Source organism: Psychrobacillus sp. OK032 (genome assembly GCF_900111345.1).
Classification (GTDB): Bacteria; Bacillota; Bacilli; order Bacillales_A; family Planococcaceae; genus Psychrobacillus.
In genome coordinates this window covers 200,305-225,926 of the sequence record NZ_FOGY01000007.1, presented here as the reverse complement: position 1 = coordinate 225,926, position 25,622 = coordinate 200,305, and the positions used below count along the sequence as shown (strand labels likewise).

At 36.1% G+C, this 25,622-nt stretch carries 27 protein-coding genes, 2 pseudogenes and 1 riboswitch; of the genes and pseudogenes, 21 read left to right on the top strand and 8 right to left on the bottom strand.

The genetic code is table 11. The features are described from left to right. Positions 1-517: 517 nt before the first annotated feature. A complete protein-coding gene (locus BMZ04_RS14970) occupies positions 518-1,576 on the bottom strand; it encodes an LLM class flavin-dependent oxidoreductase (protein WP_093272655.1) in 1,059 nt (352 codons plus the stop codon). A 122-nt stretch (positions 1,577-1,698) separates the two neighbouring features. On the opposite strand from BMZ04_RS14970, the gene BMZ04_RS14965 reads away from it, so the two are divergent. Both BMZ04_RS14965 and BMZ04_RS14960 read left to right on the top strand, forming a co-directional pair. Next, positions 1,699-2,046 carry a winged helix-turn-helix transcriptional regulator gene (locus BMZ04_RS14965; protein ID WP_093272650.1) on the top strand — a complete coding sequence of 116 codons (348 nt, stop codon included), beginning with the start codon at positions 1,699-1,701 and terminating at the stop codon, positions 2,044-2,046. Between the two features lie 150 nt (positions 2,047-2,196). Further along, complete coding sequence (locus BMZ04_RS14960; protein WP_093272646.1) at positions 2,197-3,456, top strand: MFS transporter; 1,260 nt, start codon at positions 2,197-2,199, stop codon at positions 3,454-3,456. Positions 3,457-3,502: 46 nt separating this feature from the next. Here the strand turns inward: BMZ04_RS14960 and BMZ04_RS14955 are convergent, their stop codons facing one another. Then, positions 3,503-4,711 carry a YhgE/Pip domain-containing protein gene (locus tag BMZ04_RS14955; RefSeq protein WP_093272640.1) on the bottom strand — a complete coding sequence of 403 codons (1,209 nt, stop codon included), beginning with the start codon at positions 4,709-4,711 and terminating at the stop codon, positions 3,503-3,505. Between the two features lie 182 nt (positions 4,712-4,893). Here BMZ04_RS14955 and BMZ04_RS14950 point away from each other — a divergent pair, with 182 nt between their 5' ends. Both BMZ04_RS14950 and BMZ04_RS14945 read left to right on the top strand, forming a co-directional pair. Next, positions 4,894-5,307, top strand: a complete 414-nt coding sequence (locus BMZ04_RS14950; protein ID WP_093272635.1) for a MarR family winged helix-turn-helix transcriptional regulator — start codon at positions 4,894-4,896, stop codon at positions 5,305-5,307. Positions 5,308-5,327: 20 nt separating this feature from the next. Further along, on the top strand, positions 5,328-6,512 hold the full coding sequence (locus BMZ04_RS14945; protein ID WP_093272630.1) for an MFS transporter: 1,185 nt from the start codon (positions 5,328-5,330) through the stop codon (positions 6,510-6,512). 97 nt (positions 6,513-6,609) lie between these two features. Here the strand turns inward: BMZ04_RS14945 and BMZ04_RS14940 are convergent, their stop codons facing one another. Beyond that, complete coding sequence (locus BMZ04_RS14940) at positions 6,610-6,906, bottom strand: YiaA/YiaB family inner membrane protein (RefSeq protein ID WP_093272807.1); 297 nt, start codon at positions 6,904-6,906, stop codon at positions 6,610-6,612. A 139-nt stretch (positions 6,907-7,045) separates the two neighbouring features. Here BMZ04_RS14940 and BMZ04_RS14935 point away from each other — a divergent pair, with 139 nt between their 5' ends. After that, positions 7,046-7,318, top strand: coding sequence for a YqhV family protein (locus tag BMZ04_RS14935; protein ID WP_093272627.1), 273 nt, complete (start codon positions 7,046-7,048; stop codon positions 7,316-7,318). Positions 7,319-7,339: 21 nt separating this feature from the next. On the opposite strand, the gene BMZ04_RS14930 is transcribed toward BMZ04_RS14935, so the two are convergent. After that, positions 7,340-8,122: an ABC transporter substrate-binding protein gene (locus BMZ04_RS14930; protein ID WP_093272622.1), complete on the bottom strand. Its 783-nt coding sequence runs from the start codon at positions 8,120-8,122 to the stop codon at positions 7,340-7,342. Between the two features lie 203 nt (positions 8,123-8,325). Between BMZ04_RS14930 and BMZ04_RS14925 the strand changes: the two genes are divergently transcribed. Beyond that, positions 8,326-9,123 (top strand): alpha/beta hydrolase family protein, encoded by a 798-nt coding sequence (locus tag BMZ04_RS14925; RefSeq protein ID WP_093272617.1) that lies wholly within the window; start codon positions 8,326-8,328, stop codon positions 9,121-9,123. 183 nt (positions 9,124-9,306) lie between these two features. Here the strand turns inward: BMZ04_RS14925 and BMZ04_RS22430 are convergent, their stop codons facing one another. The 3 genes from BMZ04_RS22430 to BMZ04_RS14915 all read right to left on the bottom strand — a co-directional run bounded on the left by BMZ04_RS22430 (position 9,307) and on the right by BMZ04_RS14915 (position 11,401). Continuing rightward, entirely contained in the window at positions 9,307-9,456 is a 150-nt protein-coding gene (locus BMZ04_RS22430; protein WP_177184459.1) for a hypothetical protein, read from the bottom strand. A 156-nt stretch (positions 9,457-9,612) separates the two neighbouring features. Beyond that, positions 9,613-10,641 (bottom strand): PTS sugar transporter subunit IIC, encoded by a 1,029-nt coding sequence (locus tag BMZ04_RS14920; RefSeq protein WP_093272613.1) that lies wholly within the window; start codon positions 10,639-10,641, stop codon positions 9,613-9,615. Positions 10,642-10,918: 277 nt separating this feature from the next. Continuing rightward, positions 10,919-11,401 (bottom strand): nucleoside 2-deoxyribosyltransferase, encoded by a 483-nt coding sequence (locus tag BMZ04_RS14915; protein WP_093272608.1) that lies wholly within the window; start codon positions 11,399-11,401, stop codon positions 10,919-10,921. A 222-nt stretch (positions 11,402-11,623) separates the two neighbouring features. Next, positions 11,624-11,725, top strand: a riboswitch (purine riboswitch). 129 nt (positions 11,726-11,854) lie between these two features. On the opposite strand from BMZ04_RS14915, the gene BMZ04_RS14910 reads away from it, so the two are divergent. The 15 genes and pseudogenes from BMZ04_RS14910 to BMZ04_RS14845 all read left to right on the top strand — a co-directional run bounded on the left by BMZ04_RS14910 (position 11,855) and on the right by BMZ04_RS14845 (position 24,584). Continuing rightward, on the top strand, positions 11,855-13,048 hold the full coding sequence (locus BMZ04_RS14910) for a nucleoside transporter C-terminal domain-containing protein (RefSeq protein ID WP_093272603.1): 1,194 nt from the start codon (positions 11,855-11,857) through the stop codon (positions 13,046-13,048). A gap of 174 nt (positions 13,049-13,222) precedes the next feature. Further along, positions 13,223-14,011, top strand: coding sequence for a GNAT family N-acetyltransferase (locus tag BMZ04_RS14905; RefSeq protein ID WP_093272599.1), 789 nt, complete (start codon positions 13,223-13,225; stop codon positions 14,009-14,011). Positions 14,012-14,030: 19 nt separating this feature from the next. Beyond that, positions 14,031-14,939 carry an alpha/beta fold hydrolase gene (locus BMZ04_RS14900; RefSeq protein WP_177184458.1) on the top strand — a complete coding sequence of 303 codons (909 nt, stop codon included), beginning with the start codon at positions 14,031-14,033 and terminating at the stop codon, positions 14,937-14,939. Positions 14,940-14,944: 5 nt separating this feature from the next. Continuing rightward, positions 14,945-15,568 carry a kinase gene (locus BMZ04_RS14895; RefSeq protein WP_093272590.1) on the top strand — a complete coding sequence of 208 codons (624 nt, stop codon included), beginning with the start codon at positions 14,945-14,947 and terminating at the stop codon, positions 15,566-15,568. Positions 15,569-16,044: 476 nt separating this feature from the next. Further along, a complete protein-coding gene (locus BMZ04_RS14890) occupies positions 16,045-16,467 on the top strand; it encodes a hypothetical protein (RefSeq protein ID WP_093272585.1) in 423 nt (140 codons plus the stop codon). 42 nt (positions 16,468-16,509) lie between these two features. Beyond that, a complete protein-coding gene (locus BMZ04_RS14885) occupies positions 16,510-17,280 on the top strand; it encodes a hypothetical protein (RefSeq protein WP_093272580.1) in 771 nt (256 codons plus the stop codon). 72 nt (positions 17,281-17,352) lie between these two features. Further along, entirely contained in the window at positions 17,353-18,324 is a 972-nt protein-coding gene (locus BMZ04_RS14880) for a hypothetical protein (protein WP_093272576.1), read from the top strand. Between the two features lie 164 nt (positions 18,325-18,488). Beyond that, positions 18,489-19,529 (top strand): ATP synthase beta subunit C-terminal domain-containing protein, encoded by a 1,041-nt coding sequence (locus BMZ04_RS14875; protein WP_093272571.1) that lies wholly within the window; start codon positions 18,489-18,491, stop codon positions 19,527-19,529. Positions 19,530-19,790: 261 nt separating this feature from the next. Then, a pseudogene (locus BMZ04_RS14870) lies at positions 19,791-20,197 on the top strand (DUF2243 domain-containing protein). A gap of 19 nt (positions 20,198-20,216) precedes the next feature. Continuing rightward, positions 20,217-20,862, top strand: a pseudogene (locus tag BMZ04_RS22860) (cytochrome c oxidase assembly protein); the annotation flags it as partial. A gap of 124 nt (positions 20,863-20,986) precedes the next feature. Further along, positions 20,987-21,160, top strand: coding sequence for a gamma-type small acid-soluble spore protein (locus tag BMZ04_RS22055; protein WP_143128310.1), 174 nt, complete (start codon positions 20,987-20,989; stop codon positions 21,158-21,160). Positions 21,161-21,166: 6 nt separating this feature from the next. Then, positions 21,167-21,694, top strand: coding sequence for a YndM family protein (locus BMZ04_RS14860; RefSeq protein ID WP_255367940.1), 528 nt, complete (start codon positions 21,167-21,169; stop codon positions 21,692-21,694). Between the two features lie 65 nt (positions 21,695-21,759). After that, complete coding sequence (locus BMZ04_RS14855) at positions 21,760-21,954, top strand: hypothetical protein (protein ID WP_093272568.1); 195 nt, start codon at positions 21,760-21,762, stop codon at positions 21,952-21,954. 198 nt (positions 21,955-22,152) lie between these two features. Beyond that, a complete protein-coding gene (locus BMZ04_RS14850) occupies positions 22,153-23,604 on the top strand; it encodes a hypothetical protein (protein ID WP_177184457.1) in 1,452 nt (483 codons plus the stop codon). Positions 23,605-23,693: 89 nt separating this feature from the next. Further along, complete coding sequence (locus tag BMZ04_RS14845) at positions 23,694-24,584, top strand: DMT family transporter (protein WP_093272565.1); 891 nt, start codon at positions 23,694-23,696, stop codon at positions 24,582-24,584. A gap of 90 nt (positions 24,585-24,674) precedes the next feature. Here the strand turns inward: BMZ04_RS14845 and BMZ04_RS14840 are convergent, their stop codons facing one another. Next, the gene (locus tag BMZ04_RS14840) at positions 24,675-25,598 is read right to left on the bottom strand and encodes a coiled-coil domain-containing protein (RefSeq protein WP_093272562.1); all 924 of its coding nucleotides are present in this window, start codon (positions 25,596-25,598) and stop codon (positions 24,675-24,677) included. Between the last annotated feature and the right edge of the window lie 24 nt (positions 25,599-25,622).

Sequence of the window (25,622 nt, the reverse complement as noted above, 5' to 3'; positions counted from 1 at the left end):
TATAAGGGCGAAGCCAAAAGTGGCAGCTATCTTATGAAAAAAATTACTTATTAAACAGTGAATATGAGCTTTTCTATGTTATTAATTACCAAATAATAATGTTTATTTTCATAATATTAATGGATTGCTTCCGTACATTGGTTGCTTTCCTTATAAGATCAATTGCTTTCAATGACCGATTGGTCTCTCTTAGCCATTTACCGGATCATTTTACGAGATTTTTACTAATATTAAATTTTCCTCTTCGATTCTAATTAAACTTTTGGTTTATCAAGCGAGAAACTAATCAGTCAGCAAGCTCCTTTGATTTTCGCGGAAGGGCGGCGACTCCAGCGGGATGAGTGAGACAGATGAGACATCACAACGTACGCGAAGCGGCGGTGATGGCTTATCGCTCACCCCGCGGAAAGCGTCCGCCCTGCAGCGGAAATCCTAGCGGACACTTCTTACAACGCATTATCCCTAAGAGGTGTAGTAATCATTAGTTTTTATTATTGTCTTATACACAGGGTATGTACTAATTCTTTGCTGTGTATTTTTTAATTGCAGGTAAAATTTCTGTCCCAATCAATTCAATGTTTTTCATTAATTTTTCAAATGGGACACCACCAAAATCCATTTGTGCGATGTAACGTTGATGACCAAATAACTCATGCTGATAGAGGATTTTTTCGATTATTTGTTGCGGACTACCGATATTCATAACGTCACGCGTATCCGTTCCTTGAGCGAAGTGCTGCTTCGGATATCCTCGTCCATTAATTAGTTCCATCCCAGTGTTCACATGGGGATATGCCTCACTCAGCGCCTGTTGTGTTGTTTCTGCCGCGTAAAAGAAACCTGCTGTTGCTACTGGAAGAGTTGCTGGATCGAAACCATTACGCTCGGCAGCTTCTCGGTATGCATCAATAGATACTTTAAAGCTAGTAGCAGGTCCTCCTAAAGTAGCGAGCATCATCGGCACACCCGCATGTCCAGCCTTAATCGCACTTGCAGGTGGTCCCCCTACTGCACGCCAAATTGGCAGTGAGCCATTTAGAGGACGTGGAATAACCTTGGCATTTTTTAATGGAGCGCGGAATTGACCGCTCCAATTAATCACTTCTTCTTCATTAATCTTCAATAAAAGTTCGAACTTCTCTTCAAACAATTCTTCATAATCTCGAACATTGTAGCCTAATAATTCAAAAAGCCCGACGCGTGAAGCGCGACCGGCAATGATTTCTGCTCTTCCTTTAGAAATCAAGTCAATCGTCGCAAAGTCTTCATATACACGTACAGGATCGGATGTGCTGATAATTGTAGATGAACTGGCGATTTTCAGTTTGCTAGTTGCTTGTGCAATGGCTGATAACACAACAGAATGTGCTTGTGTAGTGAAATACTCTTGATGACTTTCCCCGACGCTAAAAAAATCAATGCCTGCTTGCTCTGCTAGTTTTGCTAATTCAATGATTTCGTGAATACGCTGACCAGCAGAAACACGTTCTCCTGTGTGAGGATTTGGTATATGATCACCTAGTGTATAAAGTCCAAATTCTAAGCCTTGCTTTTGATCGATACGATATTTTTCCATATATTATTGCCCCCCAAAAATACTTGTATATGTACACTTAGTATAAACTTCAAACTTACTTAATATAAGTACGCACTCAAAAGTGGTATAGTATACAAAAAGATACTAAGGAGGTAAGGATTATGGATATGCAGCCAGAATTATGTCGCGTGGAAGATGCTTTAGGTATATTAGTTGGAAAATGGAAACCAGTTATATTACTAACTTTACTGCAAGGAGGTACGCTAAGATTCAGTGAGCTGAAACGAAGAGTGCCCGGAATCACGCAGAAAATGTTAACTAATCAGCTACGAGAATTAGAGGAAGAAGATATTATCGCTCGGAAAGTATACCCTCAAGTGCCACCTAAAGTAGAGTATTCGATTACTGAATATGGAAAGAGTTTAGAGCCCATTTTAGTGGCAATGCATGAATGGGGAACAGCACATACTCTGCATAAAATACAAAAAAGAAAACAGAGCAGCGTGTAAAATAACGAAGAATCCACTGTCAGTTTGGATTCTTTTTTTGTCTAAAATTATTCCTCGGGAAATAAATTTATCGAAAAATGTAAGAAAATTAAGATTTCTGTATGTATAATAAAGTTAATGTAATAATAGAGAAAGAGAGTGTGCGGAATTATGAAACGTGTCCATTATAGTTGGGTTATTTTAGTTGTAACGTTCTTTGCTATTATTGTAGCCGGCATCGTACGATCATCATCTGGTGTATTTATTGAGCCGTTTGAGGCAGAGTTTGGATGGGGTCGCCCTGTTATATCGTTTGCATTTGCGGTTTGTTTATTTTTGTACGGGTTTTCAGGTCCCTTTATGGCAGCATTTGTAGAAGTTTTTGGATTGAAGCGGATGATGATCTATTCCATGATGACACTAGCTATTGGGTTGGCGTTAACTTTTGTTATGCAGACTGAGTGGCAGCTAATTATTATTTGGGGAGTTATGATTGGTGTAGGTTCTGGCTTATTTCTAACTGTTCTAAGTACACAAGTGGCGAATCGATGGTTTGTAAAACAACGAGGTCTAGCGGTTGGGATTTTGACTGCGAGCACTGCAACGGGGCAATTAATATTATTACCGGTTTTAGCAGCATTGATTGAGAAGTATTCTTGGCGCTACGCTACAGGTTTAATATTCGTTTTAAGTGTTATTATGCTTATTGTCATTTGGTTATTTATGAAGAATACACCGAAGGAAAAGGGAATTTTAGCATTTGGACAAGTAGATGAATCAGAAGTACCGGTAGTCGAGAAGGCTAGTCGTAATCCATTTAAAATAGCTTTACAAAGTTTAGGTGAAGGATTGAGAGTGAAGGAATTTTGGTTACTCGCAGGTAGTTTTTTTATTTGTGGATTATCTACAACTGGTTTAATAGGGACACATTTCATCTCTTATTGTATAAGTTTTGGAATTCCTTTAATAACTGCATCTTCATTACTTGCCTTTATGGGAATTTTTGATTTGATAGGAACGACATTATCAGGTTGGCTATCGGATCGTTTTGATAATCGTTGGTTACTATTTTGGTATTATTTGCTGCGAGGGGTATCGTTGTTGTTTTTACCATTTGCACTTGCACAAGGGTCAATCACATGGCTTGTTATTTTTTCTGTATTCTACGGTCTTGATTGGATTGCAACGGTGCCACCAACAATTGGTTTAACACGCAGAAGATTCGGTATTGAAAAGAGTGCGATGATGTATGGCTGGATAGTGGCGGCGCATCAGGTCGGTGCAGGTGTTGCAGCATTTGGTGGCGGGGTATTATACAATGTGTTTGGCACTTATAATTGGGCATTCCTTTTAGCGGGTGGATTCTGCGCATTAGCAAGTTTATTCATTATTTTTATGAAGAAGCATAACCCGAGAGAGGAGCTTGCGTAAAATGCATTCAACACCTCTACCGTAGATTATAGAGGTGTTGGAATGATTAAGTATTTGCCTGTTCTTTTCGATGTATGCGATAACCAACTGCTATACAGGATCCGAGAAAAATGATAAAGAAAATGGTGATGACCAATAAGGCGGTCCCAAGTCCTGCTTGTAATTTGCCATTATAATAAAGCAGTGCCCTCATACCATCCACCATATATCGAGTAGGTAAAACTGTACTGAAGAAACGGTGGATAAACGGTAAAGATGTAATCGGGACGGCTCCTCCGCTAGAAAAGACCCCCATAATATTAAGAGGGAACATTACTAGCATGCCCCATTTTCCAAATAACAGTCCAACAATTTTAAATTGGAAATGTAACGTCATACAGCAGAGAAATGTAAACAAGAAAATCCACCAAATGCTTGTCGAGTGCGAGCTTCTAAAAAATCCGAAAATAGCTAATTGCAAAATGAAAGCAACAATTGCAGCTAAAATAACTCCTAATAGCAGTTCAGTTACAAGTATTTTCGTGTCAGTTAGTAGATAATCTTTGTCTCTAAGCTTTCCGGTAATATTTTTAATATAACCATTAATCATATTCACTCCCATAAGTCCTGAAATGGATGTGATCAGGACAAGCATAAAAGGCGTCATTCCCTTATTGGAGTTCTCTGGAAGATCTAGCACATTTGTCGTTGTATATTGAATAGGCGCGTCCATTAGGAAGGCGATATTCGGCGATAGCAGTATATTGTTTTTTAGTAAATCTTCTTTAAGATGCTTACTAATATCGGTTGAAGCAACAGTAGCAACAGATTCCAACACATTAGTCGCTATCGCTGTTGTCGACAGACCGCCTCCCTCATTTATTAATATTTCTAGCATAATTGGCTTTCCTTCTGTTTTTCCCGTCATTAGGGCATTATGTAATTCCGTAATACCATCGGAATAATTAGCTGGAATTATCAAGGCACCATATGCTTGATTGTCTTTTAATTCTTTGACTGCGGCCTCCTTATTCGGTACAATTCTCCAGTTAAACGTATGTCCATTTTGTGCTTGAATGAGATGATTTCCAATTTCTTTAGCTGTAACTAAAGAGGATGTACCTGTGTCTTCATCCACAATAATTAGTGGGAAATTAGTTAGTCTTTGCGAGGGACCGCCAAATACGGGTAAATAAATACTGATCATGCATAACATAAGGAATGCAATCATCCAGATCGGCGTCCAAGTAGCTTTTGTTTTTAATAGCCTCTTCATTGCTACATTCCTCCTTACGATGAAGTAAACTCATACCAAGTATTCCCTTATGCATAGTTGTTAAATGTTAGTATGCATTGAAAAGTGAATTTTATTTATTTGTAAATGGGATAGACAATTTTATTATAAATATTATATACTATTAATTAGTTTCACTAACTAATTAAAAAGAAGGTGATTTTATGGAATCGTATAAGCAACTATTTAATGAATATATAAATATGTATCGACCATATGTAAATCAATTGAATGTACTGCTGACAGCATTCAATCTGACTACTGCCCAATGGTCCATTATTTATTTCATTTTTAGAGAAGGAGCAAAGACGATTGGTGAGATTTCCCTTTATCAAAATGTAGAAAAACCAACTACGACGAAATTGGTTCAAAGATTAATTGAACTTGGTTATGTTGAAATTCATGCTGGAAATGATAAAAGGGTGAAAATTGTTCAATTATCGGAACAGGGGCTAATCGTATATGGTCAAGTGCGGGAAAAAATTGACCATTTCCAAAATGGCTTATTAGAAGATATATCCGAAGAGGAACGACTAATCGTAGCTCGAGTATTAAAAGAAATCTCCGGAAAACTATAGTTAAATAAAGGATGAGATAGATGCAAAAAGAAAAATTATGGTCAAAAGATTTTATTTCCATATCATTAGTTAACTTAGTCATAATGTTGTCGATGTATTTGCTGTTAGTGACAATGGCAACGTATTCGATTGAAACATATAACGCTTCGACAAGTACTGCAGGATTAGTTGCCAGTATTTTTATTATCGGTTCGTTAATAGGACGTTTATTTGGTGGAAAACAGATTGAAAAAATCGGAAGCAAAAAAATGCTTGTGACCGGAATCATTATATTTACTGTTGTGACGTTATTGTATTTTATCCCGACTAATATTTATGCATTAATCGGCATTCGATTATTACATGGTATTGGTGTAGGCTTGGCTACTACTGCATCAGGAACGATTGTTTCACAAGTAATTCCGTCTAGTAGAAAAGGGGAAGGAATTAGCTACTTCAGTTTAAGTGTGGTGTTATCAACTGCTATTGGGCCATTGATTGGTATTGCTTTGATTGGCTATGCTGGTTTTTCGAGCATTTTTGTGTTTTCTTTAATAATGGGGATTCTTAGTTTAATCATTGCAATTCCTGTTAAAGCTCCACAAATTAAGCATGTAGCAACTTCTGAAAGTAAAGGATTTAAGCTCTCCAACTATTTCGAATCGACAGCGGTGCCAGTGTCAATTGCTATGTTCGTAATGGCTTTTGCTTACTCAGGTATTCTGTCTTTTATCACTTCATATGCTGCAGAAATTAATTTAGTTAAGGCAGGTAGCTTTTACTTCTTCGTTTATGCAATCATCATTCTAATTTCTCGACCATTTACCGGTAAATTGTTAGATCGTAGAGGTGGAAATAGTGTTGCTTATCCTGGGTTAGTATTATTCGCAATTGGGATGTTACTACTGAGCCAAACACAAACTACTTTCATTTTCTTATTGGCTGCTGGGCTTATTGGACTGGGCTATGGTAATTTTCAATCTACTACACAGACACTAGCTATAAAAGTTACACCACCTCACCGGATGGGCTTGGCGAATTCAACGTATTTTATTTTCCTAGATCTTGGGTTAGGATTAGGACCTTTCATATTAGGATATTTAGTTCCTGTATTTGGCTTTAGAGGATTGTATTTATCGTTGGTAGTATTAATTGTGATTGGAATTTTTATTTATTATATGTTGCATGGTAGAAAAGACAAGGAAATCCATTCATATTCATCTTAAGGTTTACAAAAAGTCCTGTGTAAAAAATACATAGGACTTTTTGTGTGGGAAAAATGGGGAGTTATTCAATTCGTTCATTGTGGTCGATGAATAGTTCTTAAAGTTCCTTCGAATTCGTAGGTACCCTCACGTTGTTCATCTGCCGTTCCTGCTCTTGTTCTGCGATGATGTCGTTATCCTCCGCATTATCACGTGTGACTTTTTGTGTAAGTATTGCCCCAACCGCAACTAAAATCATTACGGCTATATAATATCCCTTTTCATTAAGTTCTAGATTATCTGCATTATAAAGACCAATGCTAAACATGAAAACACCTGCAAATAATGTGAAGTAAGCTAATACAGTAAATGCCACTGTATTACGTCTTCTGTATTTCTTCTGATTCGTTTTAATCTCTCCTCTATCGTTTATTCCTATTGTATGAATACAATGAAACGACAATTCACTAATTGTAGTAAGCAACTGATAATAGTCGATAAGCATGCATACAATTTAGAGGAAAAGATAGGGTAAGTTATAAGGAAGAGGGTCGTTGATACTGATTGAAAAAGCACTTCTTTTAATCATTATATTAAGAATTTTTTCGGGAAGTATTGAAATTGCAGCAGCGATGTTAATGCTAAAATTCAATGATTTGGAAAAAGCTTTTTATATTAATACTTTACTAGCTTTAGTAGGTCCAAGCATATTGATCATTACGACAGGAATTGCTTTATTTGGGCTAGCTGAAAAGATTTCATTGACGAGAATGATTTGCTTGTTTAGTGGAATCATCCTGATACTTATTAGTTTAAGGTCGGAATAAGGATTGGTGCAGCTGAAATTGCTACACAATCCTTGTTGTTAACTTTTCTAAATATGCACCGGCAACTTCCATTCTAGCTCCGTACCAAAACATTTCACCTTCTACTAATATGATTTTGGTGTTTGGTAAAAAAGCTTGAAATTCTGCTATATGTTTTTCTTGGTAAGGAAATGGTTCAGAAGCGAGTAGAAGGACATCAAGGTTTGCAGCCGCGAGATCTTCCGGCGTCACGGCGGGGTATCTTGAATCTTCTTTTGCAAATGGATTATGCAAACCAAGTGTGTGTAGAACATCATTAATATAAGTAGATCCTCCAACGACCATATATGGTTTTCGCCAAATTACATATGCAGCGTTTCTCACATGTTCACGTGAAGAAGGGAATACAGCTTTACAAGAGTCAACGAGAAGATCTGCCTCGGAATCCTTATTTGTTAAAGTCCCTAGCGTATTAATAAATCGATATGAATCTTGGATTGTCTGAACTTCTAAGACAAATACAGGTGCAATTTTTTCAAGAGCTTTTACTATTTCTGCGGTATTTTCCTCTTTTTCAGCTAGGATGAGATCTGGCTGTAATGCTCGAATCTTATCCTCTTTCACTTCTTTAGTACCACCAACGGTTTCCACGCTTTCGACAATATCCTCGGGGAAAATGCAATATTTTGTCCGTCCTACGATTTCATCTTGAAGACCGAGTGCGAAGAGTGTTTCGGTTATTGCGGGACAAATAGAGATAATACGTTTTGGTGTTGATGGAATATTCACTTGTCTTCCGGTGTGATCGATAATAATCTGTGACATAGAATTCCTCCTTATTTACCCTATATGAGGGAAAATTCAGTTTACTAATTTCAATTGTATAGTGAAACATCATTAAACTCTATACATTTAGAGGCTAAAAGGGAAATAACTTATGCTTTAAATTGACCTAAAGAGAATACTAATTTATAATACCTAGTAAATAGGTTTGTATAGTGTAATTTGAGGGGAGGGAGCAGGATAATATGACTGAATCAATTTCTATTCTTTGTAACAAGTTATATCTTTCAGGAGTACTTCATCTTCCTGAAGAAATTCAATACAAAAAAGTTCCAATTATTGTGCTATTACATGGTTTTGTGGGGAGCAAGGTAGGGGAACATCGTTTATTTGTAAAAGCTGCACGAAATTTTTCAGCAAAAGGATATGCAGTTGTTCGTTTTGATTTTAGTGGTTGTGGAGAAAGTGACGGTGATTATGCGGATGTCACGGTGACTAAACAGTTAAAAGAGGTACAAGCCATACTTGATTATGTTTCAAAATTAAAAGAAGTGGATGCAAGTAACATAATTTTGATTGGTCATAGCTTAGGAGGTGCAGTTGCTTCTTTAACGGCTGCTGTCGATAAGCGAATACGTAAACTAATCTTGTGGTCGCCGGTTGCAAAACCATATGAAGATATTGCGATGATTGTGGGAGATGTAGCTTTACAAACTGCGAAAGAGTTAGGCACTTTTGATTATCATGGTTTTTATGTAAGTCAGCAGTTTTTGGAGGACTTAAAAAATCATCATCCACTAAAAGCAATTCGTTCATACGAAGGGCAGCTACTAGTCATTCATGCAGCAGAGGATGAAGATGTACCAAAAGAGAACGCAGGTTACTATTCGGCATCTTTCAAGCCAGGAGTTCCAGTAGATATCCATTATATTAAAGAGGCTAATCATACATTTGCTAGCTATTCTTTTGAAGAGGAATTGTTTGAGGAAACACTTTTATGGCTTAAAAATAGCGAATTGTATTCTAGTAAAATAGCATTGTAAATAGTTTTCTAGTTGAAGCATGTGCATGCATAATGCAATGCCGGATAAAGTAGAACAAATTATTGTAGAAGGTCTTGAAAAAGTAAATGTAGAAACTGTTAACGCATAAAAAGCATCGAGAATAAATATGGAAAAAAATCCCACATTCTAACCGAAAGGTTGAATGTGGGATTTTTATATTCGTTAAAACTTTGGAAAAACATACGAGATTAAAAACCAGAGTATGCCGAAAAAGATAATTAGATAGGCGGCATATTTAATAAAGGTTGCGCCTACCAAACCCGAATCTGCTTTTTCTTCCCGACGCACTTCAACGCGTTTCTCTTCGTCCATTATTAATCACTCCTAGTCATTTACACTTATAATCTATTTACCCTGGAACTTTGAAAGTAAACTAAGAGGGCTGTTTATATAATTGAATGAGAGTGAGCGATAAAAAGCCAGAGATTCGTTACAAAATCTCTGGCTTTTCTATGTATACATACGTGATTATTGGATTTCCATACGTAAATCACCTGTTTTAGCTAATCCTCTAGCTTTTAGCAAATGATAAACAGTAAGAGATATGAGCGCTGGTAAAATTACACCTAATACAATATACATCAATAGAACAATTACACCTTGGTTCGCAAGAATATTTAAAGGTGCGATAAAAGAATTAAGACCAAGTCCCGCTAGTGTGTAGGGTACTTCAAAGTGGAACATTAATATCGCGATTGGCGCACAAATGACGGAAGATAAAAATGGCCCTATAACTAGAAGTGGGTTTTTTACGATATTTGGCACTTGTACTTTTGGTGTTAAAAATGACTGTGCAATATTTGCACCTAAGTCATTTTGTTTTATAGACATCGCCGTAAATCCAGCAAATTGTGCTGTACACCCGATAAGGGCAGCTGCACTCGAGACTGGATCAAGCTGTAAAGCAATTGCAATCGCTACGGACGACGCGGGAGACATAAGGAAAATACTCCAAACAAGTGCGATAACAATAGATCCCATAAGAGGAGAACCAGAAACAGAGTTTGCAATAAAACTACTTAACTGTTCCAAAAGCGGAGTAGTTACTGCTGCTAATCCAACGCCTGCGACCCCACCGACAAATATAGCGGCAAATGGAATAGCGAGCATATCTAACTTTGTCTTGCCGGCAATACGTTTTCCAACCCAAACTGCAATGATAGTAGCTAAAACCGCACTTATCGGTTGTCCTGTAGTAAGAATCCATGCGCCTTCTGCATTCATGTGAAGCGCATTTGCACCTATCGTACTAGATGCCATGGCACTGAAAATAACTAATGTATTTCCACCAAGCTGATAAGCAATACCAGCACCAATTGCAGGTGCTAGCATTAGTTGGGCAGCCTTACCGATTGTTGTAAAACCTTCCCATCCAGTAAAAGTACCGAACGTTTCTATGAGAAGACCAATACCTAAAGTTACAAGTACTGCATTTGCAAGCCCTTGTGAGCCCTTATACATTCGATCTATTATATATTGTTTTGTTTTCTGATTCATTTCTAAATACCTCCAAGTATACTATATTAAATATATCGCTAATTTTTGGAAAATAAAAAACCCTCCGTTAGGATGAGCGCGTTACGAATACTGCTTGAGTCCTGTTTGTCTGAATAATACATGATGATTAATATTCTCGATTTATGTCCCTTTCTACCTGTAAATTGTAATATTAATATAATTTTTCAGACTAGTCAATAACTAATTTTTCAAGGAACTAGTCAAAAGCCGAAGATTTAATGAAATCTTCGGCTTTTCAATGAGTTTGCTAGATCCACTACATTAATTTTTCTTTTAATGCTTCACATAATTGCTCAACGGTGCTCACAATCATCCCATTTTGCTTAATCAAACCGACAACAAATAAATTTCGGTACATAAATTGGTTTTCGGTTCCATCTGCCACTAATGCTTCTATTTTTTTCGCATTGTCCCGACCTTGTTGGCGTGTATCTGTATAAAGCGCGAAAATAGGACGATTTAACATAGAAAACGCACCGATTTCTGCAGCCACACCAGCATCAATTTCAACACCATCAATAATAGCCACTAAAAAGTCGCTCTCTTTTAAAGCTTTTATATCCGCTCCTGCAATTGCTAAGCTGTCTGCATAAGCAGCTTTATCATTAATAGACATATTTTCTTGTGGTACATATAAATTCACTCCTGGAATTGTCGCCCGCACCTCTTTTGCAACTAATTCATTGATCAATCTATCCCCTAAACCAAATAACCCATTTGCTAAATAACCTTTATTCATCACAATACCTCCCATTTCATCTCTATCATTTTAGAGAAAAATAGAGATGAAAACAATGTTCACCCTCGATAATAAAATTCTAATTCGTATGAAAAGCGAGATTCTGTTCATACTATGCCGTATATCCTTAGTAAACGTTTGTGAATATTTATGGTAATTTTGCTATTCCGAATAAGGGCTAACGTATTGATTCTTAAAGCGGTGAAGCGTAGTATTTCTTCATACCAATTTAGATAAAACTCTTGTATAGGATCAGATATATGGGCTGATCGTTTCTACCTAGTAACCGTAAAAAACTAGACTACAGGAAGTGTGATTAAATTTAGTATGAGGAAAGGGGTACTGTACACTGCCCTCTCTCTGAATCCCTTATTTTTCATTCTTTCTCTTTTTTAGAAACGATGAAAAGTAAGGGATTTTTGTTGGTTTAAATCACATCTAGGAGTTGCTTCTATGTACTTTTTGCTAAATATTTTAGGCGTTTTTGTAGTACTTGGCGTCGTTTTTTTATGTTCACCGATTAAGAAAGCAGTAAAATGGAGACCAATCGTTTCGCTTATCATTCTTGAATTGCTCATTACATGGTTTATGTTAGGAACCACAATAGGTAGTTGGGTGATTAATAAAATTGCGGCTTTCTTTACATGGTTAATCGCATGTGCAAGTGAAGGAATCGCCTTTGTATTTCCATCTGTAATGGCAAATGAAACGGTTGACTTTTTCTTCAGTGCTTTGCTTCCGATTATTTTTATCGTTACTTTTTTCGATATTTTATCTTATTTTGGTATTTTAACATGGATTATTGATAAAGGTGGATGGCTTATTTCTAAAGTATCCCGCCTGCCTAAATTGGAGAGCTTCTTCTCCATTCAAATGATGTTCCTGGGCAATACGGAAGCATTAGCTGTCATCCGTGATCAGTTATCTGTCTTAAGGGACAACCGATTGCTTACCTTTGGAATAATGAGTATGAGTAGTATTAGTGGATCTATACTTGGTGCTTATTTATCCATGGTTCCAGCAGAATATGTATTCAGTGCCATTCCGTTAAACTGTTTAAATGCACTTATTTTAGTTAGTATTTTAAATCCAGTGCATGTGAAGAAGTCAGAGGACATTATTTATGTACCACCTAAATCGGAAAAAAAGGACTTTTTCTCAACTATTTCCAACAGTATGTTAGTCGGGATGAATATGGTTATTGTTATTTTGGCAATGGTTATTGGTTATGTAGCACTTACAGCTGGCCTTAATGGAATCCTAGGTGTTTTTGTAAATGGTCTTACGATTCAAAAAATCTTTTCAATACTCTTTAGTCCTTTTGCCTTTTTACTTGGCTTGCCGCCACAAGATGCCATGTATGTAGCGCAATTGATGGGCATTAAATTGGCTACAAACGAATTTGTAGCGATGATGGATCTAAAGAATCACTTAGATACGTTGCCACCACATACTATTGCTGTTGCAACGACTTTCTTAACATCATTTGCGAATTTTAGTACAATTGGTATGATTTACGGAACGTATAATTCCGTTTTATCAGAAGAGAAGTCAGCGATTATTGGTAAAAATGTCTGGAAGCTTATCGTAAGCGGTATGGCTGTCTCCTTATTAAGTGCAATGATTGTTGGTTTATTTGTTTGGTAATAATACGAAGTAAAGGCGACTCGAGAACATTCGAGTTGCCTTTTTTGTCGTTGAAGGAAATAAGCAAATAGTGGCGAATTTGTATACATAGAGTAGAAGAAGGGATGTTGTAACCGTATAAATATTGTGACTGGAAAAATAACATCAGTGCATCATTCACATGGGGGGATTTGAATGGATTTATCCGTAATAGAGCAAGCAGAAATTCAAACTTTACAATCAAGACTTACTGCAATACAAGCAATAGAAGGCAATCCGATGGGGGTTCATCAATTAGTAAAAGGAAAAACGAATGCTTTTGCTGTGAAAAATATTCCAGGGCCAGCATTTAATACAGTTAGGGGTTTAAACGAAAATGATATCCCATACCTAGATGCTTTAGTTGACTTTTATGAGAAGTTTTCTATTGATTTTCGTGTTGAAATCACTCCTACAAATAGTTCAGATTCATTATTCAGAGCGCTAACTAACAAAGGATTTTATCAGACTGGTTTTCATGCATCCTTTATTGGAAGAGGTGTGGAGAAAAGAAGTCAAATCAATCAACCTTATATAGAGGTCTGTTCTTTAAAAAGAGATGATTTTGATTTATTTGCTTCTATTTACGTGGAGGGTTTTGGTCTTCCTTCCTTCATTCGAAATGGTATAAAGCAAAATAATGAAGTTCTATTTGACGTGCCCGGATGGGATTTTTATGTAGCGTATGTGAAGGATATGCCAGCTGGAATTGCTGTGTTATTTGTACAAAATGAGATGGCTACATTAGCCGCGGCAGCAACATTGCCAGAATATCGCGGGATGGGTGTGCAATCGACATTAATCCAAAAACGAATTCAAGTAGCTATTAAAAGAGGAGCAAAACATATAACGAGCGAGGCAGCTTTTGGAAGTGCTAGCCATCGGAATATGGAGCGGGCGGGACTAAAACTAGCTTATACAAAAGCACTTTGGGAAAGACTTTAATTTTGGAAAGGAAATTATGATGGAAATTACAACTGTTTTAAGAAATATTTTAGGAGTAATTGCATTTCCATTAACGACTTGGAACATAACGATGAATCAACTAAATAAAGCAGCTCCCCCAGGCGAAATCGTACAAACAAAGTATTCTGAAGTACATACAATTTTGTCAGGTGTGGGAGAAGTTACGGTCATTTTAGAAGCAGGCTTAGGTTCAGTATCCATTGACTGGTGTTACGTGCAACCAGAAGTTTCAAAGTTTGTAAGAGTCCTTTCTTATGATAGAGGGAATTACGGCTGGAGCCGAACGAGAAGAAAAACCCTTACATCAATTGATAGTGTGGAGGAAATAAAAGAAGTATTGGTGAAGTTAAATTTACAGCCTCCATATATATTAGTAGGACATTCATTCGGAGGACTTTCCATGAGGTTATTTGCCAGTATGTATCCGGATGAAGTAGCAGGATTAGTACTAGTCGATTCAGTACATGAAAACCAATACCTCGTCGGTAATCAAAATAAAAAATTCAAAAGGCTTGTCACATTTGGTTATGTAACTTCCTTGATGGGGCTCCCGAGAATAGTCAAACAGAAAGTAGGAAGAAAAATTTTAGCGAAGGAATATGATAAACACTTAAAGTATATCGGATTTACATTAGGTGCTTATAAATCCATATACCGTGAATACATAGATAGTACTATTTCAGCAAACCAATTACTAGATGCGAAACCATTGCGTGGGGATTTACCGGTAATTGTCGTAAGCGCAGAACCCCCCTCTGAACAATGGAAAGAGCAACAATTACTTTTATCAACATTAACGAACAAGACAGAACATATACAAACCAAAGCAGGGCATTCAATCCACTTAGAAGATCCGAAAATCTTGATAGACTGCATTAAAAAGTTGGTAGTAGAAAGAGATGGATAGTAGCTATGCAAATTACAAACAAGATAATGGAAAGAATGAATCACTTAAAGGAACTTAATCGACCATACATTATTGGCATTGACGGATTAGGTGGAGCGGGTAAAACGACGATAACGGAAACCATTACAAAAGAGCTCACTTTTGCGGGCCAAAAGGTACTGGTCATCCATATCGATGATTTAATTGAAGAGCGAGAGAAGAGGTATAACACGGGTCATTCTGAATGGTATGAATACTTTTGGCTGCAATGGGATGTGCAAGGGATAAAAGAAAAACTTTTTGAAGCAGTACATGAAAAGTTAAATCATCTCCATTTAAAGTTTTACGATAAAGATAACGATCGATGCTACATGGAAAATATAAATATAGAGCAATGTAACGTCATATTGATAGAAGGGATTTTTCTTCAACGAAGAGAGTGGAAAGGCTTCTTTGATTATTTGATTTACTTGGATTGTCCAAAAAATGTTCGAAGCGAAAGAGTTTTACAAAGGGATACTTATATAGGGAATATAAATGAACGATTGAAAAAATATGAACGAAGGTATTGGACAGGGGAAGATTATTATCTTAAAGAAATAAATCCTATTCAAAGTGCGGATATTGTTTTAAATAGCGAAAGTTGTTGAATAGCCACTCAACAACCGATAGCTTCGTTTTATCTGACGAACAGATTATCAATAATCATATTAATATATTGGCATGGTCATTAGAATGTTGATCACTTTTCAATTGTTAGAGATGCGAAATGAGGACTTGTTTCACCAACCCATGTAACGTATCGACCACAGTCCTTCCAATAAAAATTATGAAACATCATACCTCATGTCAAGGTAAACGCCAGTACTTGAAGTAGGTATTGAGATAAATAGAAGATTTGGGAATAAAGACATATAATTAAACGGAAACAGAATATTCTAAAAATAACTCATTTTGTTATAGGAGAAAAGAAGTGCATACCATAAATTGGTATGCTATTTTTTATGTCTTTTCACACATAAAAAAGTGTATTTAGGAAACCCTAAAATATTTTAGATAAAGTTAGTTATAAATTCGTAGGTCGATGGATAGAATGTTTAGGGGCAACTAGAAAGGGGTGCTAGAAATGAAGAAGATTATTGGAACTATTGTACTATTCGCAGTGTTACTAAGCGCCAGCACCATTTATGCAAGTGGTCTCCCACAAAACACCCTTTCTAAATGGTATGGTCAGTCATTTGAAAAGGAGAGTGGAAGTAAAAGAGAGTTTGTGTCATCTGATATTGAGAACACCTTCGAAGAGGTAAATACCTTTCTATTGGAAACATTAGAGAGTTTTCAGTCTTCAATTGCAGGTATTATTGATAATCAGATAAAAGAATCCAAGGCTGGAATTGAAGGATATCAACAGGACACTAAAAGCCAGTTAGATCAATCAGTTGCCGAGCTGAAAAAAGTAAACCTTGAAGATTATGTGGACAATGAAAAAATTGAAAACAAAATCGATCAAGACATTGAAGAAGTATTAATAGAGGTATTTGGTAATTAAGGACTCATCCAATCAAATTTAAATTATAAGGGGATATTCAAAATGATTAAAACAGTTAAAGGTAAAGTGATCGCAGGAACAGTAGCAGTAACATTATTAGCAGGTTCGGGAGTAGCATTTGGAGCTGCTACAGATGTAGGAAGGAATTTGATAACTTGGTATGAGGGGCAATTTGGGAAGGCTGGCCAAGCAATCACTACAAACGTTGCAAGAGACGCTGCTAGTAAAGCTCAAGGTTGGGCAACTGAATACGAAGGGATAAAAACTGCTGCTACTAACAGCATTAATGGTACGAAAACTTCTGAATTCAGTGAAACATCGGGTGCTATTAATACGGAAAAGCAAAAATACATTAATGCCGTCAATTCTCAAAAAGATGTGATCTCTAAAGAAATGGAAAAGAAATTTAATGACATTTCAATAACTTTCCAAGCTCAAATTGAGCAAGCTGGGAAATTAGCTTTAAGTTCAGCTACTACAGACTTAACGACTCACACAGGAACAAAGGGTACTGAAGCACTTACGAGTTTAACTGCAGATTTAAATGGTGTAACTGACCAAGCTAAACTCGACTTACTAGCTGCTATTAAAGCTGCAAAAGATTCATTAAATCTAGAGTTACGAAAAGAAACTAGTGCAACTACAGCAGAAATTATTGATATGATTGATGCGAAAATTAATGAATTAAGACCTTTAATCAATGCTAAAAAAGAAGAGTTAGTTGTTATTCAACAAGGTCTGATTACAACTAAAGCACAAGAACTTGAAACTGCAGCTAAAGATGATTTACAAGAAATCGTTGACGGTATTTAATAATCTCTTTTAATACTAAATAAGGGCCTCCATTTTTAAGAGGTCCTTATTCTTCTGATTGGAGGAAAAGACATGCTAAGTAGAATAGAAAAATATAAAACAAAGCACCCTTTTAAAAAAGTATTAATTATAATTGGAGCTCTATTCTTAAGTGTTAGCGTTGGAAGTGGCGTTAAAACTGCATTAGCGGATGTAGATGTTCAACATCTAATGGCTAACTGGTTCTCTAAGAAACAAGATGAATCATTAAAAAATATAGATGAAGCAATTGGTGAGGAAAGAGACGTGTTAATGGGACAATTAAAAGACCAATTAAACGCGGAGATGCAATTAGCAGAGAAACAACTGGCTGAGTTTACTGCTGCTCAAAAACAAACTCGTATTGCAGCATTACAAGAATATGCTAATAACCTAAAAGCAGGCATGAAAGTCGACAATAGGGAGCAACAAGCTGCAATAATGGCTAACTTAGATGCAATCATCACACAAGCAAAAGTCCAAATGGAAGGACAGGCAGCTGAATTGAAACTAATTCCGATACCTACTCCGGAAATGCCACCAACTCAAGCACCAGTTGTACCGACACCAACACCTAATCCGGTACTTACTCCTTCACCTGGAAGTGAAGGAAATGTTGAGCAAGCTCCCCCAGTAACAGAACCGAATCCGGAAACAGCTCCGGAACCAAACCAATCGACAGAACCTACTACAGAAGAACCAGCTGCTAGCACACCAGAGCCGGTTGTAGTAGATATATACTCTGTAAACAATTGGTTTACAATGCCCAACTTACAAAATGTAACAGTGGAAGAGATAGCTATAGCTGGTGGTGTTTTTTCTACAGAGAGTACATTTTCTGACATAATGATGAATTCCAAAGCACGCGAAGCAATGAATAGTATTTTAAGTGGTATTGAAAATCACCCCGAGTTTCATCAGATTCAAAATAAATCAATTGATGAAATGTCTCGAATAGCACCATCATTATTTAATGAAAAAGTTTTATACTTACTAAATAAATCATTGAGTCAGATAACAATCTGATAATCGAATAGATTATGGGGCGCCAGGTTCCTGTACAATCAAGGCTTGTACAGGAACCTGGCGCTCTTTTTTAAAAGCGTAAATATTTTTACTCTACACAGTAAAAATGAATTGCATTTAAAAGTAAAATAAATTACTATAGAGAGTAACGAGGAGGGGAGTAAATGGATGAAATTCGGTTGAACGTAGCTTTATTAAGAAGGAAAGTACCTAATTTAACGACTGCTGCAAAATCGATTGGGATTCGACCTGCTACAGTATCCAATCTGTGTACAGGAAAAATTGATTTAGGTAAAGCAGAGGTAAAGACGCTGGTTGGCTTGGCAACGCTCGCAAATTGTACAGTGGATGAATTAATCATACGAGGGGAGAAATTGAATATGATTGAAACGCAAATTAAAACATTGGATTTCTTTGCACCACTAGTAAAAGGGGGTACAACAGGATTAGTGGCTCGACCAGGAATGGGGCAACTTGTCATTCTTGCTGAGCTGATGCATCGCTTTAAGGAAAGTGATTATACAACTGTATTTTTATTGCCTACTACTGAGCATAGTGAGTTAGATGGTACAAAAGAGTTAGCGGATTTTATTACGGTCTCCATTAATGAAACATTTGCGAAATTAGCTGAGCTAACGGGGAATATTATTTTTATTACGGATAAGAGTTATATAGTATCTGGTGAGCTTTTAGATTTACAAGAAAGATTAGTAACGGAAAGTATTCATAATATCACTACTATTTTATTAGACCTTTCTGGCGAAGTGGTTGATGAAGATATGCCTTATGGTCCTTTGGAAACTGTTTGGCAATTGGATGCAGATCTTGCAACAAGGCATCTTTACCCAGCTATCCACCCAATCTATTCAACATCCTCTATTATTGAAGGTGTGGACTTAGATGAGCGTCATTTCAACTTAAGACAACGGGCGCAGAAGCTTCTACGCCGCTATCGTGAATTACGTTCAATTGTTATGGTCCATGGGATTAATAAAATCCCAGAGACAGAATTGGAGACATACGAAAGAGGAGAGCGTTTAGAAGCCTTTTTCACACAACCATTCTTTGTAGCAGAAGAATTCACTGGTCAAAAAGGAATAGCAGTGTCAATGTCCCTAACGCTTAAGGATGTAGAATCTATTTTAGACGGAAAAATGGATCATCTGACTGTTGATCAATTAAAATATATAGGAAGTATAGAGTAATAAGTACAAAGTGAGCGGAGTAATCTTCCGTTCACTTTTTTTATTGTATGAATTGGTTTTTCTTAATTGTAAAGTGGAAAATGGGTTTTAGTTAGAATACAGAATTTAGAGTTTAACCGTGACTTTTCAGGGGAAACTAGACAAAAATTTAACTAGTTAATACTCAAAAACGTTTATAAGGAGAACTAAATGAATACTACATTGAGCAATCCCGAAGATACTCATAAGGTTAATAATCAATTGACACATGCAAAAAGTAATATGTGGACAGGTATCTTGTTTGGTTTTGGATTAATAGCTTTTATCGATGAAGCTGTATTTCATCAGTTACTACATTGGCATCATTTTTATGATAAATCTACAACTGATATTGGACTAGTTTCGGATGGTCTATTCCATGCATTTAGCTTTTTTGCAACGATTGGATCCTCGTTTTTGTAGCTGATCTTCACCGACGGCATGCATTTTGGCTAAAGAGATGGATTGGGGGTATATTTTTAGGAGCCGGAGTGTTTCAACTATATGACGGTATTATTCAACATAAGCTAATGGGACTGCATCAGATTCGCTATAATGTCAATATTATTCCATATGATTTAGTATGGAACATTTCAGCTATTATTATGATTGTTATTGGTATCGTACTACTATATCGAACACAACGTTGAACGGAGGAAGCTGTTTCATATGCACACCCATAATCATTCTAATGAAATCAGTTATCTTGCCCAAATTATATTAGCAACACCTTTTGTTCTAGCTCTGATTTTTTATTTGATTGCAGTAACAGTATCTAATCGTAAGAAAAAACAATGGCCGTTTTATCGCGTAATTTTATGGATAATTGGTGTGGTATGCGCATCTTTAGCGGTTATTGGTCCAATAGCGGATCGTTCTCATGAAGATTTTTCTGCACATATGGTTGGTCATTTGTTGCTTGGCATGCTTGCTCCACTTCTCATGGCATTAGCCGCTCCTATGACTCTTGTTTTGCGTAGTCGAGCAGTGAACATCCTTCACAATTCCATCTTTACTTCCATTTTAAATGTCGGAGTTATGGTTGCTCTACACAACGGAACTATTCGCTATGATGCATGAAAGTGTTGTACTACATGTATTCATTCATTTTCACATTTTCCTAGCAGGTTATCTTTTCACTATATCGATTATTTATATTGATCCCACTCCTCAACAAAAATCCTTTATTTTTCGTTCTGTTGTATTATTAATTGCTTTAGCGGCGCATTCCATATTATCCAAATATCTTTATACTCATCCACCCAGAGGCAGTTCCTCGATACAAGCTGAATTGGGTGGGATGATTATGTATTATGGTGGGGATGCTATAGAGGTAGGAATAGTTTGTATCCTCTTCTATCAGTGGTATAGAAGCACACGATCTAAAGTGGAATACACTAATTTACAAACTACAAAAAATTCGAAAGGAAATGTTATTAATGGAAAAAAAGCATACAAAGTTTACAGTCGTTGGTACGGATATCGAGGAAGTAAAAAGACTGAATGCAAATTCAGGGATGACCTATAACGAACTTAATGAATGGTTTGCCAGAAAAAAGAATGGAGACAGTATGAAAAGCGTGAATGGTACTTCGATTAGTAATAATAAGTGAGGAATAGTGCCAAAAAGAAAGGTTTGGTGCAAATTGCATGTTAAAGCATTTTTGATGAAATTTGTATTAACTACTGCAGTTTTATGGGTTATTTTAGGCCTGTTCTTTGATGTTAACTTTACGGATGTACTAATTACGAGTGTAGTAATAACTGTAGTAGGATTTATTGGTGATTTGTTTGTTTTGCCCCGAATTGGTAATGTACTTGCAGCGATAACTGATTTCGTTCTCGCAATGGTCGTAGTCTGGGTCCTTGGTTCAAATATATTTGAGGTGCCTATACCATTAGGGACAGCTTCGTTTGTATCTGCCCTAGCTCTTATGATGGAAGAATTATTTTTCCATCGATATATGGCGAGTCACATTTTTGAACCAAAAATAAAGAATCCGGAAAATAAGACCGGTTATTACCAGCGAACAAACCTACAAACCGAGTTTGCCCAAGAAGTGGATGTAGATAAAGTATCCAGGGAAACAAAAGAAAAAGAATTAACACCCCCCGATAAAAGAGATAAAAATGGTAAAAGAAAATAATTAATTAAATAGTATATTTCTCTCTAAACAGACCACTCTAATATGGTCAAGGAGGTGAAGCAGCCGTGGGAAACAACAATAACCGCAATAATAACAACAATAAACAAAACAACAACAACAACAATGAAAACAATGGGGTTGAGTTCGGAGAGGATTTCAACTTTGACAATTTAGACAACCAAAATCGTAATGAGAAAAACAACAACAACCAAAACAACCGCAATAATCGTAATAACCAAAACAAAAACGATATCAAATAATTTTAAAAAAACAGTCTTTCCTAGTATTTAGGGAGGACTGTATTTTTGTTTAAAGTCCGGGTCTAAGTGGTATAAGAACTAACAATAACGTGATTCAGTAAATAATAATTCACTGCGTCCTGTAGCAACAATTGCATAACCGCACCTCGGAAACAAGCGCAATTAAAAATCAGGACGCAATTAATGGAGGTCATCTAAATGGTGAAAATGGAAAGTATTCAACATTTGGACATAACAGATGCTTTCATGAATTATATATTTCCATTTTCGTTTCGTGAGAAGGAACGAGCGAAAATAATGGAACATTTGAAACAACATTATTTTCGTTACTTCGCTTTAGACAACGATGAGCTGCAAGACCTTTATTACGGGGAAGGTATTCGAATAAACCATGAAGAATTAGATCAATTCTTTTTACCTTTTATTGAAGATAAACTATTTCCACAGTCTGTGAACGAAAGAGGTTTTCTGCGGTATTCGAAGGAAATAAAGGAGTCATTTACTTCAAAAGGAAATAAAAATGAATTCGATTTTATCGTAAATAGTTTGGATATCATATTATGTCCTTTTGGTATTGGACTTATAACGATTCGAACAGAAATGACTAAGGAGCAAGAAAGCTTATCGAATGTGTTAGACTTTATGAGTCATTTCCGTGTATTAGAGCCTAAACTGGAAGAAGAAAAGGGAACAAAGATTCATCGGCATAATAAAACGTTTAATACAACGAGTGAACTTATTTTAGATTACTTATGTCCTTTTTTAAAACCGTTTATAGTAGAAAATAGAAAAATGGAAGGATATTATGGAAGCTTACCGTTCTTTGAGGATGAGCGTATGCTTTCATCTGCATTTTTAATAGCTGCAGGGGGTCAAACTATCACGAATGATCAATTATTCCGAATGGGACAATTGGATGGAAGAGATCCTGATGGAAATGAATTTATATCTAGTACTAATCCGGCATATATTAAACGCTATGTAGAGAAGCGGGTACATGATAGATGGGCACCGAATACATATACGATTACTTCTGTTCATACACAAACGACTATTTCCATAAAAGGTAAAGAATTATTAAAAAAAGAAATAGCAAAGTTTATGAGCATTCATTATTATAATTTATTGCTTCATTTTTATTATAAAATTATGTTATTAAGGTTGTCTTTTGAACATAGTGAGGTGAGTTGGGCAAGAGACAAAGAATATGTGGAAGAGTTAATCGAGCTTATTTCTAAATTTGATTCGCGTTATTATTTTGAAGAAGTATCAGTCCGTTCGGAAGGAAAAGAGTTTACACACATGTTGCGTGAAGTGTTTTATTTGAAACCTCTTTTCGAAGAGGTAAAACGAACAGTGGATGATTTATATCGTGCGCAAGAAAAACAAACAGCTAAGCGTCATAATATACTGTTGTTTATTTTAACTGTATATACGGTCGTCTCCGGGATTTACGGGATGAACTTAGTAATAGAAGAATGGAAAGGAGACGTTGATTGGTCTAAAGTACTCGACTATTCCTTCTTTGAGTGGGTTACACTCGTTACTGCATTGACAGGAATAGCATTATCCGCAACTCTGCTTGTATCAACAGCAGGAAAAGGAATTTGGAACAGATATAGAAAATGGAAGCGGGATAATATCAAGTAACTTCTGTTTCCTATTCCAGCCCGTTTACAGTATATTTATATGTGGGTAAAACCAACATAAATAACGACTTAAAAGAACGGGGTAAAGAATTGAAAGAAGGAAATACATCCAGATCCATTGTGTTACCATTAATCATTTCTATTGTTGCGATATCGTTCGCCGCAATTTTTGTGAAATGGTCTAATGCACCGGCAACTATTTTAAGTATGTATCGGATGATCTTGGCATGCTTATTATTAGTTCCAGTTGTTTGGTTTAAAAGAGAAGAGTTTCAAAAGATAGCAAGAAAAGAATGGTTTTTATTATTTTTTGCTGGTTTATTTTTAGCGCTTCATTTTGCGCTTTGGTTCGGTTCATTGAAGTTAACAACGGTTGCCAGTTCGACAATTATCCTAGCATTGCAACCAATCGTAGCATTAATAGGTGGAGTATTCTTATATAAAGAAAGAACGACAACTGCAGCTTTAACGACCATGGGTATTGCTGTTGTAGGAGCAGTAATGGTCGGTTGGGGTGATTTCGGTTTAAGTAAGAATGCGATTATTGGCGATATTCTTTCCTTTTTAAGTGTTATTGCCGTTGTCGGATATTTGTTGATTGGACAAAATGCTGTAAAAAAAGTGTCTCATTGGATTTATAGTTTTTCTGTTTTTGGGTTTGCAGCGATTGCATTAATTGTTTATAACTTCGTGACAAATATAGAGATGGGTGGATATGACGCAAAAGAATGGGGAATTTTTGTTTTACTTGCAATCGTACCAACGATTTCTCATGTAATTAATAATTGGTTGTTAAACTTTGTAAATGCCACTACTATTTCGATGAGTATTTTAGGGGAGCCAGTGGGCGCAACAATACTTGCAGCTATTTTCTTAGGTGAACGTCTTGTTGGGTGGCAAATCGTAGGTGGATTGCTGGTTTTACTTGGAGTTTTCCTGTTTTTGACGCAGCAAATGAGTCGATACAAGAAAGTAAAATAATTTATTTTAGGTAACGAAAAAAGGACTGCTCTCAATGGACATTGAAAAATGTCTTTTAAGGGCAGTCTTTTATTGCTATTTTTTTGAATATCATAGACGAGGATTTGTTCTGTTATCAATTTCTATAGAAAGCTGATTTAATTTATGTTCCAAATCATTAATAATGATCAACTTGGCATCCAATTTTTCTTCGAAATCTAACGATTTGCCTACTACTTCTTTTATTTGATGTTCTAATTGCACAAATGTTTCAGGGGATGTAGTAGAAATACTTGTTGAAGAAAGAAAGTCTTCATCTGTAACTGCTTGAATAACGCGTTTTTGGTTAAACTCTTTTTCATTTTGTTCTTTTTCAATATGTTCTTTTAAATTCAATAGTTCCTGTTGGAGCTTTTCTATAGTTATATCTTTCCGTTCTATTTCATTCATTAATTGCTGTTTTTCATTTTGGGATTGGGTATAGTCTTTGAAGGTTGTATCTAATTGTTCTATTTTGGCATACACTTGTTTATTTGCATCTTCAACGAGATGAACAAGGTTATACTCTAGTTGCTCAACGGTCGGTTTATATTCCGCGATCTTTTGATGGAGAGAAGAGACTTGCTTGTCATACTTTTGCGTCCTATATTTATCGATATTGAAACCGTCTTTTAATACTTTAATAACCTCGGTCAATTGTTTGTTCATTTGCCGTAAATCAGTGGCTGCTTTCTCTAGGTGATTAATAGTAGTCATCGAAGTTTTTCTTTGCATATCATATAAATTTATACGAGCTTTATAATCCTGAGCCTGCTTTACCATATCTTCCTGTAATTGACTTAACTCATCAGATAGAACGGCTTTTTCGTTTGATAATTGGAAAATTTCTTGCTCCAGTTTTTCTATTAATACATAATCAGGCGTATCATCATATTTTTTAAGTCGATCGGTAGATTTTTCTAGTTCTGCTTTTAAGTAAATAATCGTTTGTTGAAGTTGCTTCGTATCGTAACTTTGGATGTCTTCACTATTCATGTCAGTACCTCCCATCACAAATGT

What these genes read in the sequence shown, in the direction of transcription:
- BMZ04_RS14960 (WP_093272646.1), top strand. Translation starts at nt 2,197, where the DNA reads ATGAAACGTGTCCATTATAGTTGGGTTATTTTAGTTGTAACGTTCTTT.
- BMZ04_RS22430 (WP_177184459.1), bottom strand. Translation starts at nt 9,456, where the DNA reads ATGGACGAAGAGAAACGCGTTGAAGTGCGTCGGGAAGAAAAAGCAGAT.
- BMZ04_RS14925 (WP_093272617.1), top strand. Translation starts at nt 8,326, where the DNA reads ATGACTGAATCAATTTCTATTCTTTGTAACAAGTTATATCTTTCAGGA.
- BMZ04_RS14895 (WP_093272590.1), top strand. Translation starts at nt 14,945, where the DNA reads ATGCAAATTACAAACAAGATAATGGAAAGAATGAATCACTTAAAGGAA.
- BMZ04_RS14945 (WP_093272630.1), top strand. Translation starts at nt 5,328, where the DNA reads ATGCAAAAAGAAAAATTATGGTCAAAAGATTTTATTTCCATATCATTA.
- BMZ04_RS14850 (WP_177184457.1), top strand. Translation starts at nt 22,153, where the DNA reads ATGGTGAAAATGGAAAGTATTCAACATTTGGACATAACAGATGCTTTC.
- BMZ04_RS14900 (WP_177184458.1), top strand. Translation starts at nt 14,031, where the DNA reads ATGGAAATTACAACTGTTTTAAGAAATATTTTAGGAGTAATTGCATTT.
- BMZ04_RS14970 (WP_093272655.1), bottom strand. Translation starts at nt 1,576, where the DNA reads ATGGAAAAATATCGTATCGATCAAAAGCAAGGCTTAGAATTTGGACTT.
- BMZ04_RS22055 (WP_143128310.1), top strand. Translation starts at nt 20,987, where the DNA reads ATGGAAAAAAAGCATACAAAGTTTACAGTCGTTGGTACGGATATCGAG.
- BMZ04_RS14840 (WP_093272562.1), bottom strand. Translation starts at nt 25,598, where the DNA reads ATGAATAGTGAAGACATCCAAAGTTACGATACGAAGCAACTTCAACAA.
- BMZ04_RS14965 (WP_093272650.1), top strand. Translation starts at nt 1,699, where the DNA reads ATGGATATGCAGCCAGAATTATGTCGCGTGGAAGATGCTTTAGGTATA.
- BMZ04_RS14905 (WP_093272599.1), top strand. Translation starts at nt 13,223, where the DNA reads ATGGATTTATCCGTAATAGAGCAAGCAGAAATTCAAACTTTACAATCA.
- BMZ04_RS14885 (WP_093272580.1), top strand. Translation starts at nt 16,510, where the DNA reads ATGATTAAAACAGTTAAAGGTAAAGTGATCGCAGGAACAGTAGCAGTA.
- BMZ04_RS14920 (WP_093272613.1), bottom strand. Translation starts at nt 10,641, where the DNA reads ATGAATCAGAAAACAAAACAATATATAATAGATCGAATGTATAAGGGC.
- BMZ04_RS14880 (WP_093272576.1), top strand. Translation starts at nt 17,353, where the DNA reads ATGCTAAGTAGAATAGAAAAATATAAAACAAAGCACCCTTTTAAAAAA.
- BMZ04_RS14915 (WP_093272608.1), bottom strand. Translation starts at nt 11,401, where the DNA reads ATGAATAAAGGTTATTTAGCAAATGGGTTATTTGGTTTAGGGGATAGA.
- BMZ04_RS14910 (WP_093272603.1), top strand. Translation starts at nt 11,855, where the DNA reads ATGTACTTTTTGCTAAATATTTTAGGCGTTTTTGTAGTACTTGGCGTC.
- BMZ04_RS14890 (WP_093272585.1), top strand. Translation starts at nt 16,045, where the DNA reads ATGAAGAAGATTATTGGAACTATTGTACTATTCGCAGTGTTACTAAGC.
- BMZ04_RS14955 (WP_093272640.1), bottom strand. Translation starts at nt 4,711, where the DNA reads ATGAAGAGGCTATTAAAAACAAAAGCTACTTGGACGCCGATCTGGATG.
- BMZ04_RS14875 (WP_093272571.1), top strand. Translation starts at nt 18,489, where the DNA reads ATGGATGAAATTCGGTTGAACGTAGCTTTATTAAGAAGGAAAGTACCT.
- BMZ04_RS14950 (WP_093272635.1), top strand. Translation starts at nt 4,894, where the DNA reads ATGGAATCGTATAAGCAACTATTTAATGAATATATAAATATGTATCGA.
- BMZ04_RS14930 (WP_093272622.1), bottom strand. Translation starts at nt 8,122, where the DNA reads ATGTCACAGATTATTATCGATCACACCGGAAGACAAGTGAATATTCCA.